We start from the raw sequence: 15522 nt of genomic DNA on the forward strand, positions 1-15522 counted from the left end.
AACCCGAACCCGAACCCGAACCCGAGCTTGAGCCCGAACGCAGTGTGGACACCAGTTCCCTGCTGGAAGGCCTGCCTTCGGAAGCCAACCTGTCCAGCAGCAACAACCTGGCTCAGATGGATATCAGTAATGACTCCCGGACTGTCGTTGATGACGAAAGCACGCTTTCCGAATCGGAGCAGATTCCGGAGGTCGAGGGTGTTGAAAGGCTGTCCGCTGCCGAGTTGTCGGAAAGAATCAGAACGATCTCCGAGGCGCGCGTCATATCGGAACAGATCGGTGAGTCCTTCAAGGGCAAACGCCTTGAATCACAGAAGAACGACAGCTCGGACCTGTTCAGTCCTTCCGTCAACCTGGCCGAGCTGTTCGCCGTCGTCGACAAGAAGGATGTTCAGACGCTATCTCTGTTGGCCAGCAAGTTCGAGACCCAGCAAGAAGAGTTCGAATCGCAGAACAGACTGAGCAAGGCCCTTGTCGGATCGTCCATCACGATCACCTCCGGTTTCTCGGTGGGCTATCTGATCTATCTGATTCGGGGCGGTGCCATTGTCAGCAGCATGCTGAGTTCGCTCCCGGCATGGAGATTTGTCGACCCTCTGCCTATCCTCGGTTCCATGGGAGCTGACGGAGAAGGGGACAGCGAAACGCTGGAATCCATTGTCAGCAAGGGCGAAGGTGGTAAACGCTGAGCGTGTAGACTCTGGCATGAGGCAATAGCGAATCAGGGCGAGAGGTTTTTCGGGCATGACTGTTACTGGTGACTATCAGGCGCTGGCTTGCGGCTTGTACGATTACATCGAACTGGCCTGCCTGCATCACTCTCATGTGAGAGTGTCACTCGACAGGGCTGTCGACGCCAGTACGCCAGCTTCGCTCGAACTCATCGGCTACGCCCGCTCCACGAGAACGGTGAAAGGGGAAGGCGAGTTTCTGCTGCTCGACCTGGGTGATGAAACCGTGTCCATCAGGCTGGATCACATCACGACACTGGAGGCGCTGGACGAGCAGGCAGGCTTTGGTACCGTGAGGTTTCGTTGAAGGCCGCACTTGATATACTCCACGGCCATGCAGGGAAAACTCGAGGTGCACGATGACAGATCTGGCGACACGAGGTATCGGTAATACCTCGTTGCAAGTGACCGAACTGGGTCTCGGGTGTGCAGCCATGGCGGGTAACCATACGCCAAACAGTGATGACAATATCGTCGCGGCCATCGACGAAGCACTGCAGAATCAGGTCAGATATCTGGATACCGCACCATTCTACGGATATGGCCGATCTGAACACTTTGTCGGTAATGCGCTCAGGCATCGCGATGATCATGTTCTGTCGACAAAGGCAGGACGATTGCTGGCGCCCGGTCTGCCAACCGATTCATTCGCCGCAGAATGGCCCGGCAGCTTTCCTTTTCATCAGGTTTACGACTATTCCTACGATGGGGTGATGCGCTCCCATGAAGACAGTCTGCAACGCATGGGCCTGGACCGGATAGACATCCTGCTATTGCATGATATCGGTGTCATGCAGCACGGTGAGCAAGCCAATCGCGCCTATCTTGCCGACGCCATGAGTGGCGGTTACAAGGCCCTGGACGAGCTTCGTTCCAATGGCGATATCAAGGCGATTGGTCTGGGAGTCAATGAGCGGGAGGTGTGCCTGGAAGCCTTGAATCACGGTCACTGGGATGCGTTTCTTCTGGCGGGGCGGTATACCCTGCTGGAACAGGATCCACTGGATGATCTGTTGCCGGCATGTGCCGCAGCTGGCACCTCCATCATTCTGGGCGGGCCATTCAATTCGGGCATTCTCGCCGGCGGAGATACCTGGAACTATGCCAGAGCGCCAGCGCAGGTGATGGAGAAGGTTCGGAAGATTCGTGAGATCTGCGAATCACATGCTGTGCCATTGCCGGCTGCTGCACTGCAGTTTCCCCTGGGTTCCTCTCAGGTTTCCAGTGTCATACCGGGTCCCAGAACCCGGCGCGACATGCAACAGATCCTGCAATGGTTCAGCATGGATATTCCCGCGAGTCTGTGGAGCGATCTGCAAGAGGCCGGATTGATTCGGGCTGATGCGCCGTTGCCGGGCTGAATCCGGGTTATTCCGATGTCAGGACGTTACTGTGGAAATCACGCAGTAATCTGTTGACGGAAGCGCTGTGCTCCAGGTGTGGAAGGTGCCCACAGGCTTCCAGTAGATGCACATCGCCGGGTAATTCCCTGATGTAATCCTGGTTTGGAGGGTTGATCCGATCCTCCAGACCCCAGGCGCTGTTGCAGGGAATGCCCAGCTCGCTCAGTGTGCGCAGGGTTTCAGGCAGTTCCGCTTGTGCCGAAGCCAGACCGGCGGCAATACGCTGGAGATTGCTGCGCGTAGCTGCCTGTTCCAGGTATTGCAGAACTCTTCCGCCCAGGCTCCTGCTGATCATGCGAGGATCGTGAACCAGCATGCGCAGCAATTCCAGCACCTGCTGTTCATCGCCGGCCTCATGAAAGCGCGTCAGGAAGTCCATGTTGATACTGCCGCCAACGCCAGCCGGTGAAATCAGGAACAGTGAGTGGATTTGCAGCGCGTCTCGAGTAGCCAGCTCCATCGCGATTCGGCCACCGAGACTGTGGCCGATCAGGTGGATCTGGTCGAGTCCCGCGTCTTGCAGGCAGTTGCCGACGCGCTCGACCATTGCCGACAACGAGCCATCACCGCAGTCAGGATCACCCTTGCCGTGGCCAGGCAGATCCAGCAGCCAGACACTGGCCCGGTTGAGCAAGGCCGGAGTGGTCGTCAGCCAGGTGAAGCGATCGGCACCATAACCATGTATGAGGACGACTGGCGGGCCATCACCGCCCAGTCTGCTTGTAGCCGAATCGGAATCCATGGGGTCAATGACCATGCGTAGTTGCCTTGATCGACAGGCGCTAGCTCTTCACGGATACAAAACTGCCGGGTGCTTCCTCGATCACGTCCAGATTGCCGGATCCGGGAATGCGTTTCGTTACCTTCTTGCCGGACAATGGGGCCAGCCATTCATTCCAGTCGGTCCACCAGGATCCCTTGAACTCCTGTGCACCGTCCAGCCACTTCTCGAGGTCTTTCGGCTGCTCCTCGTTGATCCAGTGATTGTATTTTTCAGCAGAAGGCGGATTGATGACACCCGCAATATGACCAGAGCCTGCCAACATGAAGCGTACCGGGCCAGAGTAGAGGCTGGTGGATTTGAATACCGAGGGGTAGGGCGCGATATGGTCTTCCCTGGCGGCCTGCAGGTAGATGGGAATGGTGATTCTGGACAGATCGATCGGCACGCCTTTCAGGGTTATACCGCCCGGTTTCGACAGATTGTTGTTGATATACATTTCGCGCAGGTAGAAAAGATGCGTCTTTCTCGGCATGCGCGTGGAATCGGCATTCCAGTAGAGCAGGTCGAACTTCAGCGGATCCTTGCCCAGCAGGTAGTTGTCGATATAGAAGGACCAGATCAGGTCGTTGGCGCGCAGCATGTTGAACGTCGTCGCCATGGAGCTTCCGTCCAGGTAACCCTTTTCATCCATCATGCGTTCAAGGTTGTTGACCTGAGCCTCGTCGGTAAAGATCTTGAGATCGCCCGCTTCGGAAAAATCTGCCTGTGAGGCGAAGAAGGTGGCAGCCTTGACACGATCATCACCGGTTGCCGCCATGTACGCCAGTGTTGCACTGAGCAGCGTGCCACCGATGCAATAGCCGATCATGGACACTTCACGCTCGCCCGTGGCTTCTTCCACCGCATCCAGGACATCAAGAATGCCTTCCTGCATGTAGTCTTCGAATGTCTTGTCGCCCAGACTGGCATCCGGATTGACCCATGAGATGACGAAAACGGTATAACCCTGCTCGACCGCCCAGGCGATGAAGGAGTTCTTGGGCTGCAGATCGAGAATGTAGTATTTGTTGATCCAGGGAGGAGCAATGACGAGCGGTCGCTGATGGACCCTGGCCGTGGTGGGTTCGTACTGAATGAGTTGCACCAGGTCGTTCTGGTAGATGATCTTGCCTGGCGTGGTTGCAATGTTCTCGCCCAGCGTGAACGCATTGGGGTCAGACATCATGATGGTGAGCTGACTGGTCTTGGGGTCGAGATCACGCTGCAGGTTCTGCAAGCCCTTCATGATGCTCTGTCCGCCCGTGTCGATCATGGTGCGGATGGCTTCAGGGTTGGTCAGCAGGAAGTTGGATGGCGCGAAGGCGTCGGCCAGAAGCTGCGAATGAAAGACGATCTTCTTCTTGTCGTTTTCACTCAGTCCTTCGATGGCCGTCATGGTATTGACCATCCAGCGGGAGGTGATCAGATAGGACTTGCGTATGTAGTCGAAAATGGGGTTGGAGATCCAGTCCTCGTGCCGAAAGCGGCGGTCGAAGGCTCCGGTTTCACCATCCGTGCTCATCTTCATGAGGGCCATTGCCGCTTGTTGCATCAACTCCATATGCTCTTTCCAGAGCTCGTAGTTGGCCTGCATCAGCTTCATGGGGTCGTTCGCCATCACTTTCGCAGCGTTGGCGAACGAGGGCCCGACATTCAGCGGGTCCATGTTCTTTGTCACCATTTCATGAGACTGATTGAGCATCTCAGTCATCATTGCCGTGTTCTTCTGCCAGATGTCGGCAAATGAGCGACTCATTTCCTCCATGTGGCTTTGCATGGCGCTGTCTTTATCGGTCACTGTATTTCTCTGTGTCGTTGCATCTTGCTGGCACTGGATGAACACGATGAGCCATTGTCTTGCAATTCTGTGACAGGAACGCGTGTTCCGAATTACAACATGAATCGTTTACTCTTTCTTGTTCCCGGCGTCCGACGAGCCTTCATCCTTGGGTGGGGTGAACATGGTTCCCCAGGTTTTCATGTTCTGTGAAACCAGCTCTTTCATGGTATCCAGCGGCGTATTGGATAACATATCCTGCATTTGCGTCTGGACGCTGCGTTGCTGGCTGACGAAGGTGCTCACGCTCTTCTGCAGATACTCCGCCATCATTCCCTGCATGGGATTGCCGTAGAATCTGATCAGTTGAGCCAGTAGCAGTTCGGTGAGGATAGGCTGGCCGCCAGACTGTTCCTGCTCGACAATGATCTGCAGCAGCAGTGGGCGAGTGATGTCATCGCCTGACGTGTCTTCGATGATCTGAATGTCATCCCCGTTGACAATCATCTCGCGAATATTGCTCAGAGTGACGTGCTTGCTGGCTTCCGTGTCGTACAGTCGTCGGTTGGCGTACTTTTTTATTATTCTGGGTTTCTTCACGACTGCTTTCCAAGCCTCTGTTCGAACCTGCATTCTACACTGTCGTGCCGGGCAGTATTCGTCAACTGCCCTGAAGAACCCGGTTCTCTACACCGCTGCGCCGTATAGAGAACCGGCAGTACCATGTATTACTTGGCCTTGGCAGCCGTTTTCTTTGCCGCAGGCTTCTTCTTGGCGACCGCTGGGGCAGCTTCCTTGGCCGCAGCAGGTTTGCTGGCAGCAGTCTTCTTTGCCGCAGGCTTGCTGGCCGCTGCGCTCTTGGCAGGCGCGGCAGTCGCAGGTTTGCTGGCAGCCGCCTTCTCGGGGGCATCGGCCGCAGGCTTGCTGGCTGGTGCAGACTTGGCAGCAGGAGCCGCCTTGGCTGATTCGGCAGCCTTTGACTGAGCCATTTCTCCCAGTTCGCCGGCCAGAGCCACATATTCCTTGGCACGCTCGTTGACCTTCTCAGCGAAAGCCTTGGTTTCGGCAACTTTCTGCTCGTAGACTTCCTGCAGGTTGTTCGGGTTGGCAGGTACTTTCACCTGGGAAACGGCATAGTCGACAAGATCGCCCATCAGGTCGTAGTTCTTGCGAGCAATGCGTTCGAACGCTTGAGCGGCCAGGGTGTTCATGTTCTGCACGGGCTCGAGGTTTTCAAGCGTTTTCTTTTGCATTTCAGCGAATTGTTCGTTTACAGTTTTCATCAGAGACTCCACAAATACACAGATTCGTAAGTGTTGAACCGGGCCACCCGCTTGCGCGGAGTGGCCCGGAGGCGCATGAGCGAAGTGCTGATGCGCATTGCCTGGAGCGTTGGCGAAAACCAGCGCACCTCGACCATTATTACTTGCTGAATGACGCTGAAACGCTTTCAGCAGCTTCACGCATCTTGGTGCTGAGTTGCTGAGCCATATCGGCATATTCAGTGGCACGACCATTCATCAGTTCGATGAAGGCATTGTTTTCCGCCATTTGCGCAGAAGCAACATCGCTGAGGTTATCAGTAGTCAGTGGCAGGTTGACCTGCTTGGTTGAAAATTCCAGAACGTCGCCGACCACGGCGTAGTTCTGACGAGCCACTTTCTCTGCAGCTTCTACCGCAACGCTTGCGAAGGCGCGCATGGGCTCGAGACTGCGGGCTTGCATGTCCATCATTTGCTTTACTTGTTCGTTCATGGTGTCTGTCATGTTGATCATGGTTTCAATCTCCGTTTGCTGGTGCAGGTAAGGGACAGTTATCTGTCTTGTTGCAGTGCAGTATAAAGACGATGATTTTGCATTGCAACAAGTAGCGGTGCGTTTTTCAGGAAATTTACCGAAGATTTTCAAGAGTCAATAAAAACAATGACTTGCGTTGTTCACAGGATTCATGAATGACGGGAACCGGTTAGCTGACAAAGCCTGCTGAAGGGCTGCTCGGCCATCGAGCAAGGATTGTCTGCTCATGGCTGTTGTGGTCTGCGGTGCGTGCCAGACTGCCGCCGCCAGTCAGGTCTGTGGCGTACGGTCACCTCACGGACATCCATTGTCGTGACTCCCGACCTTGTCTCACAAGGGCGCATTCCTCCGGTGACGGCGTTCCTGATATCCGCTGGCCGGAAAACAGCTTGTAGCAGGCGCAAAAAAGGAGGCAAGCTGGCCTCCTGATTCCGTGGATTGTCAAGCGGCCCGGGAAGTGTCGTTCTGCCGGCGTGTCGGCTGACGACACGCCGGCTGACGGGCATCAGCCGATGTGGTAACCACCGTTGACCGACAGGTCGGTTCCGGTGATGTAACCACTGTTCTGGTTGGCCAGAAAGCTGACTGCGCGGGCAATTTCTTCGGGTTCGGCAAAGCGTCCCACAGGGATCTGTCTGACGATCTTGTCCCTGACCGCCTCGGGAACCGCCTGAATCATCGGGGATTGTACATATCCGGGAGACACGCTGTTGACCGTGATGCCATCACGAGCCACTTCACGGGCCAGCGCCTTGGTAAATCCGGTCATGCCGGCCTTGGCTGCGGAATAGTTCGTCTGGCCTATCTGACCTCGTTGTCCATTGACCGAGGAGATGTTGATGATGCGACCGAATTTGCGTTGAGTCATCGGCGCGATGACCGGTCTGCTGACGTTGTATACGCCGTCCAGATTGGTGCGCAGGACAGCAGACCATTCGGCTGGCTCCAGATTGGTCAGTTTGGCATCCCGAGTGATACCGGCAGCATTGACAACCACGGTAATCGGCCCGATGCGGCTCTCGATATCGGCGATGGCTGACTCACACGCGGCAGGGTCGGTCACATCGAATGCCACCAGCTCGACATCCACTCCCGAAGTGGCGAGTTCCTCGACGACAGTTGTGCTGCGTTCGACATCGGTGGGATGGCAGTTGGCAACGACCTTGTGGCCGTCGGCGTCGAACTGTTTGCACAAGGCTGCTCCGATGGCGCCCGTACCCCCGGTAATCAGCACGATGTTCTTGCTCATGAATCTACTGTCCTTCGCTTTCGCGACTAGCTTGAAATACGATCTGTATTTTGCATTGCAATATACGGGATACGGACAATGCTTGCAGTATGATTGCGGAAGGATATTTCCTGAAACGAATAATTTTTGATAAATATCTGAATTAAAAGATAATTGATTTGGTCAAAACCTGTTTCTTTCTCACTGTGTGATGCATCAACCAGACTTGGTCCTGTCGAATTTTGCACTTGCAACACGTTCATCAGGGTGGTCTGAATGCATCGGGGGCAATGGAGCCGGCGGGCTGAGCCAGCAGGCCGGGGGGGCGCGGCGCGCCTTGCCGGGCGGTCGACTGTCAGTCAATCTGAATCGTGGCGTCATCCTTGATCAGTTCGAGCACGACATCCGAGCGGACCTCATTGACATCCGGGTGAGCGAGCAGGCGATCATTGATGAAGCCGGCCAGCGATTGCAGGTCCTTCACCCTGACATGCAACAGATAGTCTGCATCGCCGGTGATGGCGCAGGCCAGTCGTACCTCATTCAGGGCGCTGACAAGCTCCCGGAAATTGACCGACGATGCCTTGCTGTGAGAATGCAGCCGGACCTTGACGAAGGCGTTGAGGGCCAGCCCGACGGACGCCGGATTGAGTTCGGCGCGATAGCGACTGATGACCCCCTGGGTTTCCAACCGTGTGCGGCGACGGGAAACCTGCGAGGCCGACAGGCCGATGCGGTCACCGATGGTTGCATTGCTGAGCGAGGCATCACTTTGCAGGTGCAGAAGCAGTTCTTTGTCGAATCGGTCCATGGTCTGATTATGCCTGTCCAGCGGCACATGGGGCATGTCAGCCGAACATTGCCAGCTCGGCGCCATTGCCGGGTGCGTCAGCCGATATTGGTGTGTGCGGGTCCGTTGCGTTCAGTGATGCAGCGGACGCTCATGCCGCGAGCAAGGCACAGTCGCGTTCGATGAGTAGCGAATGGATGTCATCGGGCAGGTTCAACCAGCAACGGTGAGCAGACCATTGCAGGGAACTGAGTCTGTGATATCGCGCTTGTCCGCCTGTTGCCTGGGCGAGTCGCAGTGTGGCAATCGCCCGCATTTCCTCCTGTCTGTCTACCGGTTCGTGCCGGCAGACCACGTTGTCCGGCAAGTACGCCTGTGCCAGCAACAGGGCGGCTGGGCAGGACGCATCCTGTTCCTGGGTATACAGGGAACGCCGGATCCGCTCGCAGTCCGCTGCCTGGCGATAGCCGTTCCGGATACACAGGGCATGCAGCATTTCCAGTTTGAGTTCGTGGGGAAAGCGGGTTCTGTCGGGACTCTGCTCGTCGATCAGCAGATAGTCCGTGCGCAATACCTGAGACTCGAGGAAGCCTGCAACGGTCAGGGGTGAGTCTGTCGTCATCGTCTGCAGTGATATGCAAGCCATGCTTGCAATGGAATACCTGCAGGAAATAGCGGCCGATTGACGGGCGACCTTGAGATCTGCCTTCGGCTGTTTTCCACGAAATCGGATCAGTCACGGAAAAAGTTGAGCCCTCGGCGAAAAGGCACTCGAGGACACCGGAATCCTTGCCGGTATGTCAGATGCACCTCTCGCAGGCTTACAGGCATTTTTCCAGCACCTGAACCGGGTGCAGGACACGCTCCAGCGTATGGTCGTGAATCTGTTCATGGCAACTGAAGCCGTTGGTGACCACGATCGTATCGGCGGCGCGCTCATCCAGAGCGGGTTTCAGTTTGCGTGCGAACAGGGTCTGCGCCAGCGACCGGGTTTGCTTGCGCATGCCGAAGGTTCCTGCCATGCCGCAGCAACTGCTCTCCGGCTCGTCCAGTGACTCGAAGCAGCGTTGCATCCATTCCCGCTCGTGAGGCAGGCCCGATGACTTGTCATGACAGTGCAGGTGCAGGATGCCTGATGGCAGGGTGCGCTGCAGCTGCGCACCGCGCTGTGACAACAGGGCGGTGAGTGTCATGGCTCGTGCGTTCAGGTCGACGGCCCGGTTGTTGGCAGGAAACAGGCGCATCATCTCGTCGCGAAATACCGACAGACAGGACGGTTCCAGTACCACAACGGCAGCCTGTTCGGGCAGCCGAGGATGAAATTCGTCGAGCATCTGCGTGAGTTGCCGGCGTGCCTGTGCAAGAAAGCCGTATTCGTACAGGGGGCGGCCGCAACAGAAATGCGCCTGTGCCACGGCTACCTGAAAGCCTGCCTTGCGCAGCACATTGACAGCACTGATCAGTACCGGAGCATGGTAATGGGCGTTGACGGAATCTGCCCAGAGAACGGTGACCGGCAGGGAGCTGTCTCCGAACCAGCTGAAGAACTCATCCTGCCTGTCGGCATTGAGGCGAGTCCAGCGCCGGAATGACGGGCTGCTCAGTGCCGGCAGTGCCTTGTCGGAGCTGATGCCCAGGCTGCGTCTGGCAAGGGTACCGGCCGGGCCTCTTTGCAGCCAGTTGACGAGGCGAGGGGTCCTGGCCAGCCATGGCAGCCGGCTCGTGATCTGACCGAAGGCGTAGTGATGCAAGGGGCGCTTGCGACCCTGGTAATGAGCCGACATGAATTCTGCCTTGTAGGCGGCAATATCCACCTGTGTCGGACACTCGTGCTTGCAGGCCTTGCAGGACAGGCAGTGTTCCAGGGATTCGGCAATGTCCGGATTGCGCCAGCCATCCCGGATCACTTCACCGCGTACCAGTTCATGCAGCAGGTGGGCACGACCACGTGTGGAGTATCGCTCCTCGCCGCTGGCCTGATAGCTCGGGCACATGGCACCGGACAGGGACCGACATTTGCCCATGCCGATACAGCGCTCTGATGAGCGTGAAAAACCGCCGATGTCTTCGACGAATTGCAGGGTGGTCTGCACCGCGGGGCGCTGATAATCGGGGCCGAAGCGCAGGTTCTCATCCATCCGGTAGGCATCGATCAACTTGCCCGGATTCATTCCCGATTGTGGGTCCCAGATGGCCTTGAACTGCCGGAAGGCTTCCATGAGTCTTTCGCCGAACATGATGGGCAGGAACTCGGCCTTGGCCTGGCCATCGCCATGTTCCCCCGAGAGCGAGCCGCCGAAACGCACCACCAGATGTGCGATTTCATCACTGAAGGCCCGCCATTGTTCCACCCCGTGGCTGGTGCGTGTATCGAAGGTGATGCGCGCGTGGATGCAACCGTCGCCGAAATGACCATACAGGCTGGTGGTGTAGCCATAGCGATCGACCAGAGCCTGGAATTCGCGCAGATAATCTCCCAACTGCAAGGGGTCCACGGCTGTATCTTCCCAACCGACGACGGGATCCGGAGCATGCGGATCCAGGCTCATCGAGGTGGCCGAGGCACCCTGTTCGCGAATGCTCCACAGGGCAGCGGTCTCTGCAGGGTCCGGCACCTGTCTGACGGATTTCACCCGAGCAGATGCCTGCATGGCGGTTTCGAAGGCCAGGCAACGCTCGTCAAGCACAGTGTTGTTCTCGGCTGCCAGCTCGATCAGCAGCCAGGCACGGCCATCGGGCAGCAGGGAAATCTCAGCTGCCTTCAGCTGCCGGGCTTGCAGCCCACCGATGATGTTCCAGTCCAGGCCTTCCATGGCAATGGGTCTGAACGGCATGATCTCCGGAACACTGTCACCGGCTGTGAAGATATCGTCAAAACCGAGCACCAGCAGGCGCCGACAGGCGGGGTTTTCGATCAGGCTGACACGGGCTTGCAGTATGCTGACACATGTGCCTTCCGAGCCAACCAGTGCACGAGCGACATTGAAACCATTCTCCGGCAGCAGCTGATCCAGGTTGTAACCGGAGACACGGCGCTTGATGTCCGGGTAGCGGGCACGAATCTCATCGGCATACTCGTCGCGCAGACGTTTGAGTTGGGCATGGATTCTGGCCCGGGCGTCATTGCCTGCAATGATGCTCTCCAGTTCTTCCTCACTGCTTGGTCCTACCCACATCTGCTCACCGTCACGGGTCAGCACTTCCAGTTCCAGGACATTCTCCACCGTCTTGCCGGCGAGCATGGAGCGCGGCCCGCAGGAATTGTTGCCGATCATGCCGCCCAGCGTGCAGCGGCTGTGGGTCGCGGGATCAGGCCCGAAGGTCAGACCATGGACTTCCGCAGCGGCCTTGAGCGAGTCGCAGATGATGCCAGGCTCGACCAGTGCTGTTCGCCTGGCGACATCGATTTCCAGCACGCGGTTCATGTGGCGGGAGCAATCCAGTACAACCGCCTCATTGACGCATTGGCCGTTTTGCGAAGTGCCTCCTCCGCGCATCAGCACCGGCAGATCATATTCACGGCACAGTGCAACGGTTGTTCGGATATCGTCGCTGTGCTTCGGGTAGACAACACCCAGCGGGATCTGCCGATAATTGGACGCATCGCTGGTATAGAGGGCGACCCCTGCGGAGCTGAAATCGCACTCGCCTTCGATCTGGCTGGACAGGCTCTGATGAAACGTTGCCAGAGTGGCATGATGAAGTGATGTTGTCATGGGCGAGTCAAGGCACTGATGGGGTGGTCGCCGCGTTCAGACGCGGAAGATGATCGGCAGATATCGACAATACCAGCAAGAGCGGTGAATGACAGGCGGACTTGCACCGGTGGATTGTTCCGGCGTACAGTTGGGCATGCTTTCGCAGCGCTTTGCCACCAAGCCGGGGATTCACCAGCCTCGGTCCGTGACAGAGATGTATTAATGAGAATGTGCCCGTGCGGGCGGACAGGACATCCGGCACAGCGGCATGATCACGAACCGGAGGAGTACCATGTTGAAACGCATTCTGTTGAAGAGCCTGCTGGCGGGCGCCATCATCAGCCTGGCCAGCGCGGCAAGCGCCGAGCTCGATGGTTCGGTGAACTACATCATACCGTTTGGGCCCGGTGGGGAGTCGGACATCTCGGCGCGGCTGCAGCAGCCATTCTTCAAGGAAAAATTCGGCGAGGATCTCGTCATTTCCTACCAGCCCGGCGGTGGTGGTGCCGTGGGCTGGGCTTCGTTGAATGGGCTGAACGGTGACGGGCAGACCATCATGGGCGTGAATCTGCCGCATATCATCATCAAGCCTGCTCAGAAGGATGTCGGGTTCACCACGCAAGGGCTCAATACCTTCCACATGTTCCATTACACGCCGGATGCCATCGTCGTCAATGCCGACAGTCCCTATCAGTCACTGCAGGACCTGATCGATGATGCGCGTGACAATCCCGGCAAGGTCACCATGTCCGGTTCGGGCAAGGCCTCCGCCAATCACCTGGCACAGATCAAGTTCGACAAGATGGCCGACGTGAAGACAACCTATGTGCCGTTCAAGGGGACCGGCGCCGCGGTAACGGCCCTGCTGGGCAATCAGGTCAAGGCTGAATGGGGATACACCACGGTGGGGGCCCAACAGGGCGAGGCCGTGCGATTGCTGGCAGTTGCCATGGAAGAAAGACACCCTCTGTTCCCCGAAGTACCCACCTTCAGGGAATTGGGTTTCGACATGGTGGGCGGGGCCTATCGAGGTATTGCGCTGCCGGATTCGGCCAGTGAGGAAACCACACGGATGTGGTCCGACATGATCAGCGAGATCAATGCCGATCCGGCATTCAGGCAGAAGATGCTGGACGGTGGCTTCGCCATGCTGGACGTCGACAAGGCGGGCATGGACGACTTCATGCAGCGACTCACCGAGGAGTACCTGAGTGATGCCCGCGAAGCCGGATTGATCGAATAGATTCCTGCATGTTGCATGGATTTTCCGAGTCGATTCGCCCGCATGCGGGCGAATCGACTCGACACATGGCATGAATGATCATGGATGCAGGTAGTATTCTGTCAGCGCTGACGCCGCTGAACGTCGCCTTTGCCTTCTTCGGTGTGGTGGCCGGTACGGTCATCGGTTCGATCCCGGGGTTGACGGCGACGATGGCCGTTGCGGTGCTGGTGCCGATCACCTTCAGCATGGAGCCGGCCTCGGCGCTGATTCTGCTGGGCGCCATCTATACCGGTGCCATCTATGGTGGTGCCTATGCGGCCATTCTGCTCAATACGCCGGGTACCCCCTCGGCCATAGCCACCACCTTTGACGGTTATCCCATGGCGCGGCGCGGGCAGGGCGATCTGGCGGTAGCGCTGGCCTGCTTTGCATCGGTTTTCGGCGGTCTGGTCGGTGCTCTGGCATTGCTGTTTCTGGCCCCGCCATTGTCGCAGGTCGCCCTGGCTTTCGGGCCAGTGGAATACTTTTGGCTGGCCATATTCGGTCTGTCGCTGATTGCTTCCCTGTCCAGCGGCAATCTGCTGAAAGGGCTGGCCGGTGGGGCATTCGGACTTATCCTGTCGACCGTGGGGGTCGCCGAGATATCGGCCGATATTCGCCTCACATTCGGTTCGCAGACCATGATCGGCGGCTTCGGTGTGGTCGGAGCCCTGATCGGTCTGTATTGCATACCCGTGCTGATCGATCTGGCAGCGACGCCCGACAGGCACCTGTCCATGGAGACCGGGGTGCAGTCGGTGCGGGTAAGAGATGCGGCAAAAGTGACCATGCGTTCCAAGTTCAACCTGCTACGCTCCTCCGTCATCGGCACACTGGTGGGTATTCTGCCGGGAGCGGGCGGCTCGGTGGCCGGGCTGGTGGCCTATTCGGAAGCCAGGCGCAGTGCCAGGCCGGATCAGCGTTTCGGCGAAGGTGAGCCTGATGGCATCATCGCCACGGAAGCGGCCAACAATGCCACGGTAGGAGGCGGTTTCATTCCGACACTGGTTCTGGGTATTCCCGGAACGCCCCCCGATGCCGTGATTCTGGGAGCCTTGCTGGTACAGGGCGTCCGTACCGGGCCGGATCTGTTCCAGTCCGGCGGGGGCTCGATCGCCTACACCTTCATCTATGGCCTGATCATAGCGACGCTGCTGATGTTGCCGGTCGGCTTGCTGATCGGACGGTACGCCTACAAGTCCATCATCGCCATCCCGAAGGCCATGCTGGTACCCTCGGTCGGTTTCATGACGCTGATCGGCACCTTTGCCATCCGCAACAGTGTGTCGGACGTCATCATCATGATCTGTCTCGGCGTCTTCGGCTGGCTTGTCGGTCGCTTCGGCTTTGCGGCATCCCCGATCGTCCTCGGGCTCATTCTGGGGCCCATAGCAGAGCAGGGCTTCGTGCAGACATGGATCATCGGATCGGCTACCGACGATCTGGCCGGCATGTTCTTCGGCAGGCCCATCTCGCAGGCCATCGTGGCATTTACCGCATTGTCATTGCTGTACCCGGTGTTCGCCGCGCGGCGCAGGAAACGGCTAGCTGCCGACGTGGAGGGCGACTCATGAGCAGGGATGTCGGCAAGGAGGCCACGGGGCGTCTGGGCAGTCTGATCGTCTCTGCCTTTTTCGTGATTGCCGGTGTCGTTACCCTGTATGACACGCTTTCCTACAGCGACATGGACTCCAAGGTCTTTCCTCGTGCGGCAGCCATCGTGCTGATTGTCTGCGCCATGTTGAGCATCGTCGGCAATCTGCTGCGACCGGTCAGTGAGCCGGGGTTCGGGCAAGGAGCCTGGTGGCGACGAATACTGCTGGTGCTGTCCATGCTGGCAGCCTGTCTGGCAATGCCGTTGGTGGGGTTTCTGCCTGCCGGCTTCATCGCTTTCGGCGGCAGCCTGTTTGCCTCGATGCACGAACGCTGGTCGGCGCGGGCGGCGATCGTCTTTCTGCTTTCAAGCCTCATGATCATGGTTGGCTTCTACGCCCTGTTTCGTTTCGTGTTGCATGTGCCCTTGCCTTGAGGCCTTGCGTGCAACCGGATTTGCACCGCCTTGCCCGGAGCG

Annotated in this window: 15 protein-coding genes; 6 read left to right on the top strand and 9 right to left on the bottom strand. The window is 57.8% G+C overall.

Annotated features, from left to right (window positions below):
• The 3 genes from ACUNV4_RS07555 to ACUNV4_RS07565 all read left to right on the top strand — a co-directional run.
• The coding region (locus ACUNV4_RS07555; protein WP_430877899.1) for a hypothetical protein at positions 1-689 on the top strand (689 nt) is incomplete at its 5' end.
• Between the two features lie 55 nt (positions 690-744).
• A complete protein-coding gene (locus tag ACUNV4_RS07560) occupies positions 745-1038 on the top strand; it encodes a Rho-binding antiterminator (protein WP_430877900.1) in 294 nt (97 codons plus the stop codon).
• Positions 1039-1090: 52 nt separating this feature from the next.
• Positions 1091-2092, top strand: coding sequence for an aldo/keto reductase (locus ACUNV4_RS07565; RefSeq protein WP_430877901.1), 1002 nt, complete (start codon positions 1091-1093; stop codon positions 2090-2092).
• 7 nt (positions 2093-2099) lie between these two features.
• Here ACUNV4_RS07565 and ACUNV4_RS07570 read toward each other — a convergent pair whose 3' ends face one another.
• The 9 genes from ACUNV4_RS07570 to ACUNV4_RS07610 form a co-directional block, all read right to left on the bottom strand.
• Positions 2100-2891, bottom strand: coding sequence for an alpha/beta fold hydrolase (locus ACUNV4_RS07570; protein WP_430877902.1), 792 nt, complete (start codon positions 2889-2891; stop codon positions 2100-2102).
• 25 nt (positions 2892-2916) lie between these two features.
• Complete coding sequence (locus tag ACUNV4_RS07575; RefSeq protein WP_430877903.1) at positions 2917-4695, bottom strand: PHA/PHB synthase family protein; 1779 nt, start codon at positions 4693-4695, stop codon at positions 2917-2919.
• A gap of 108 nt (positions 4696-4803) precedes the next feature.
• On the bottom strand, positions 4804-5274 hold the full coding sequence (gene phaR / locus ACUNV4_RS07580; RefSeq protein ID WP_430877904.1) for a polyhydroxyalkanoate synthesis repressor PhaR: 471 nt from the start codon (positions 5272-5274) through the stop codon (positions 4804-4806).
• Between the two features lie 128 nt (positions 5275-5402).
• Positions 5403-5957 carry a phasin family protein gene (locus tag ACUNV4_RS07585; RefSeq protein ID WP_430877905.1) on the bottom strand — a complete coding sequence of 185 codons (555 nt, stop codon included), beginning with the start codon at positions 5955-5957 and terminating at the stop codon, positions 5403-5405.
• 139 nt (positions 5958-6096) lie between these two features.
• Positions 6097-6582 (bottom strand): phasin family protein, encoded by a 486-nt coding sequence (locus ACUNV4_RS07590; RefSeq protein WP_430877906.1) that lies wholly within the window; start codon positions 6580-6582, stop codon positions 6097-6099.
• Positions 6583-6976: 394 nt separating this feature from the next.
• On the bottom strand, positions 6977-7720 hold the full coding sequence (phbB, locus tag ACUNV4_RS07595) for an acetoacetyl-CoA reductase (RefSeq protein WP_430877907.1): 744 nt from the start codon (positions 7718-7720) through the stop codon (positions 6977-6979).
• A gap of 334 nt (positions 7721-8054) precedes the next feature.
• A complete protein-coding gene (locus ACUNV4_RS07600) occupies positions 8055-8510 on the bottom strand; it encodes an Lrp/AsnC family transcriptional regulator (RefSeq protein WP_430877908.1) in 456 nt (151 codons plus the stop codon).
• Positions 8511-8640: 130 nt separating this feature from the next.
• Positions 8641-9111: a hypothetical protein gene (locus ACUNV4_RS07605; protein ID WP_430877909.1), complete on the bottom strand. Its 471-nt coding sequence runs from the start codon at positions 9109-9111 to the stop codon at positions 8641-8643.
• 199 nt (positions 9112-9310) lie between these two features.
• Positions 9311-12205 carry an FAD-binding and (Fe-S)-binding domain-containing protein gene (locus ACUNV4_RS07610; protein ID WP_430877910.1) on the bottom strand — a complete coding sequence of 965 codons (2895 nt, stop codon included), beginning with the start codon at positions 12203-12205 and terminating at the stop codon, positions 9311-9313.
• A 274-nt stretch (positions 12206-12479) separates the two neighbouring features.
• Between ACUNV4_RS07610 and ACUNV4_RS07615 the strand changes: the two genes are divergently transcribed.
• The 3 genes from ACUNV4_RS07615 to ACUNV4_RS07625 all read left to right on the top strand — a co-directional run bounded on the left by ACUNV4_RS07615 (position 12480) and on the right by ACUNV4_RS07625 (position 15480).
• Positions 12480-13430 (top strand): tripartite tricarboxylate transporter substrate binding protein, encoded by a 951-nt coding sequence (locus ACUNV4_RS07615; protein WP_430877911.1) that lies wholly within the window; start codon positions 12480-12482, stop codon positions 13428-13430.
• Positions 13431-13510: 80 nt separating this feature from the next.
• A complete protein-coding gene (locus ACUNV4_RS07620) occupies positions 13511-15025 on the top strand; it encodes a tripartite tricarboxylate transporter permease (protein ID WP_430877912.1) in 1515 nt (504 codons plus the stop codon).
• Entirely contained in the window at positions 15022-15480 is a 459-nt protein-coding gene (locus ACUNV4_RS07625; protein WP_430877913.1) for a tripartite tricarboxylate transporter TctB family protein, read from the top strand. The genes ACUNV4_RS07620 and ACUNV4_RS07625 overlap by 4 nt, the downstream gene beginning before the upstream one ends.
• The last annotated feature ends 42 nt before the right edge of the window (positions 15481-15522 follow it).

This window comes from Granulosicoccus sp. 3-233, from assembly GCF_052681095.1.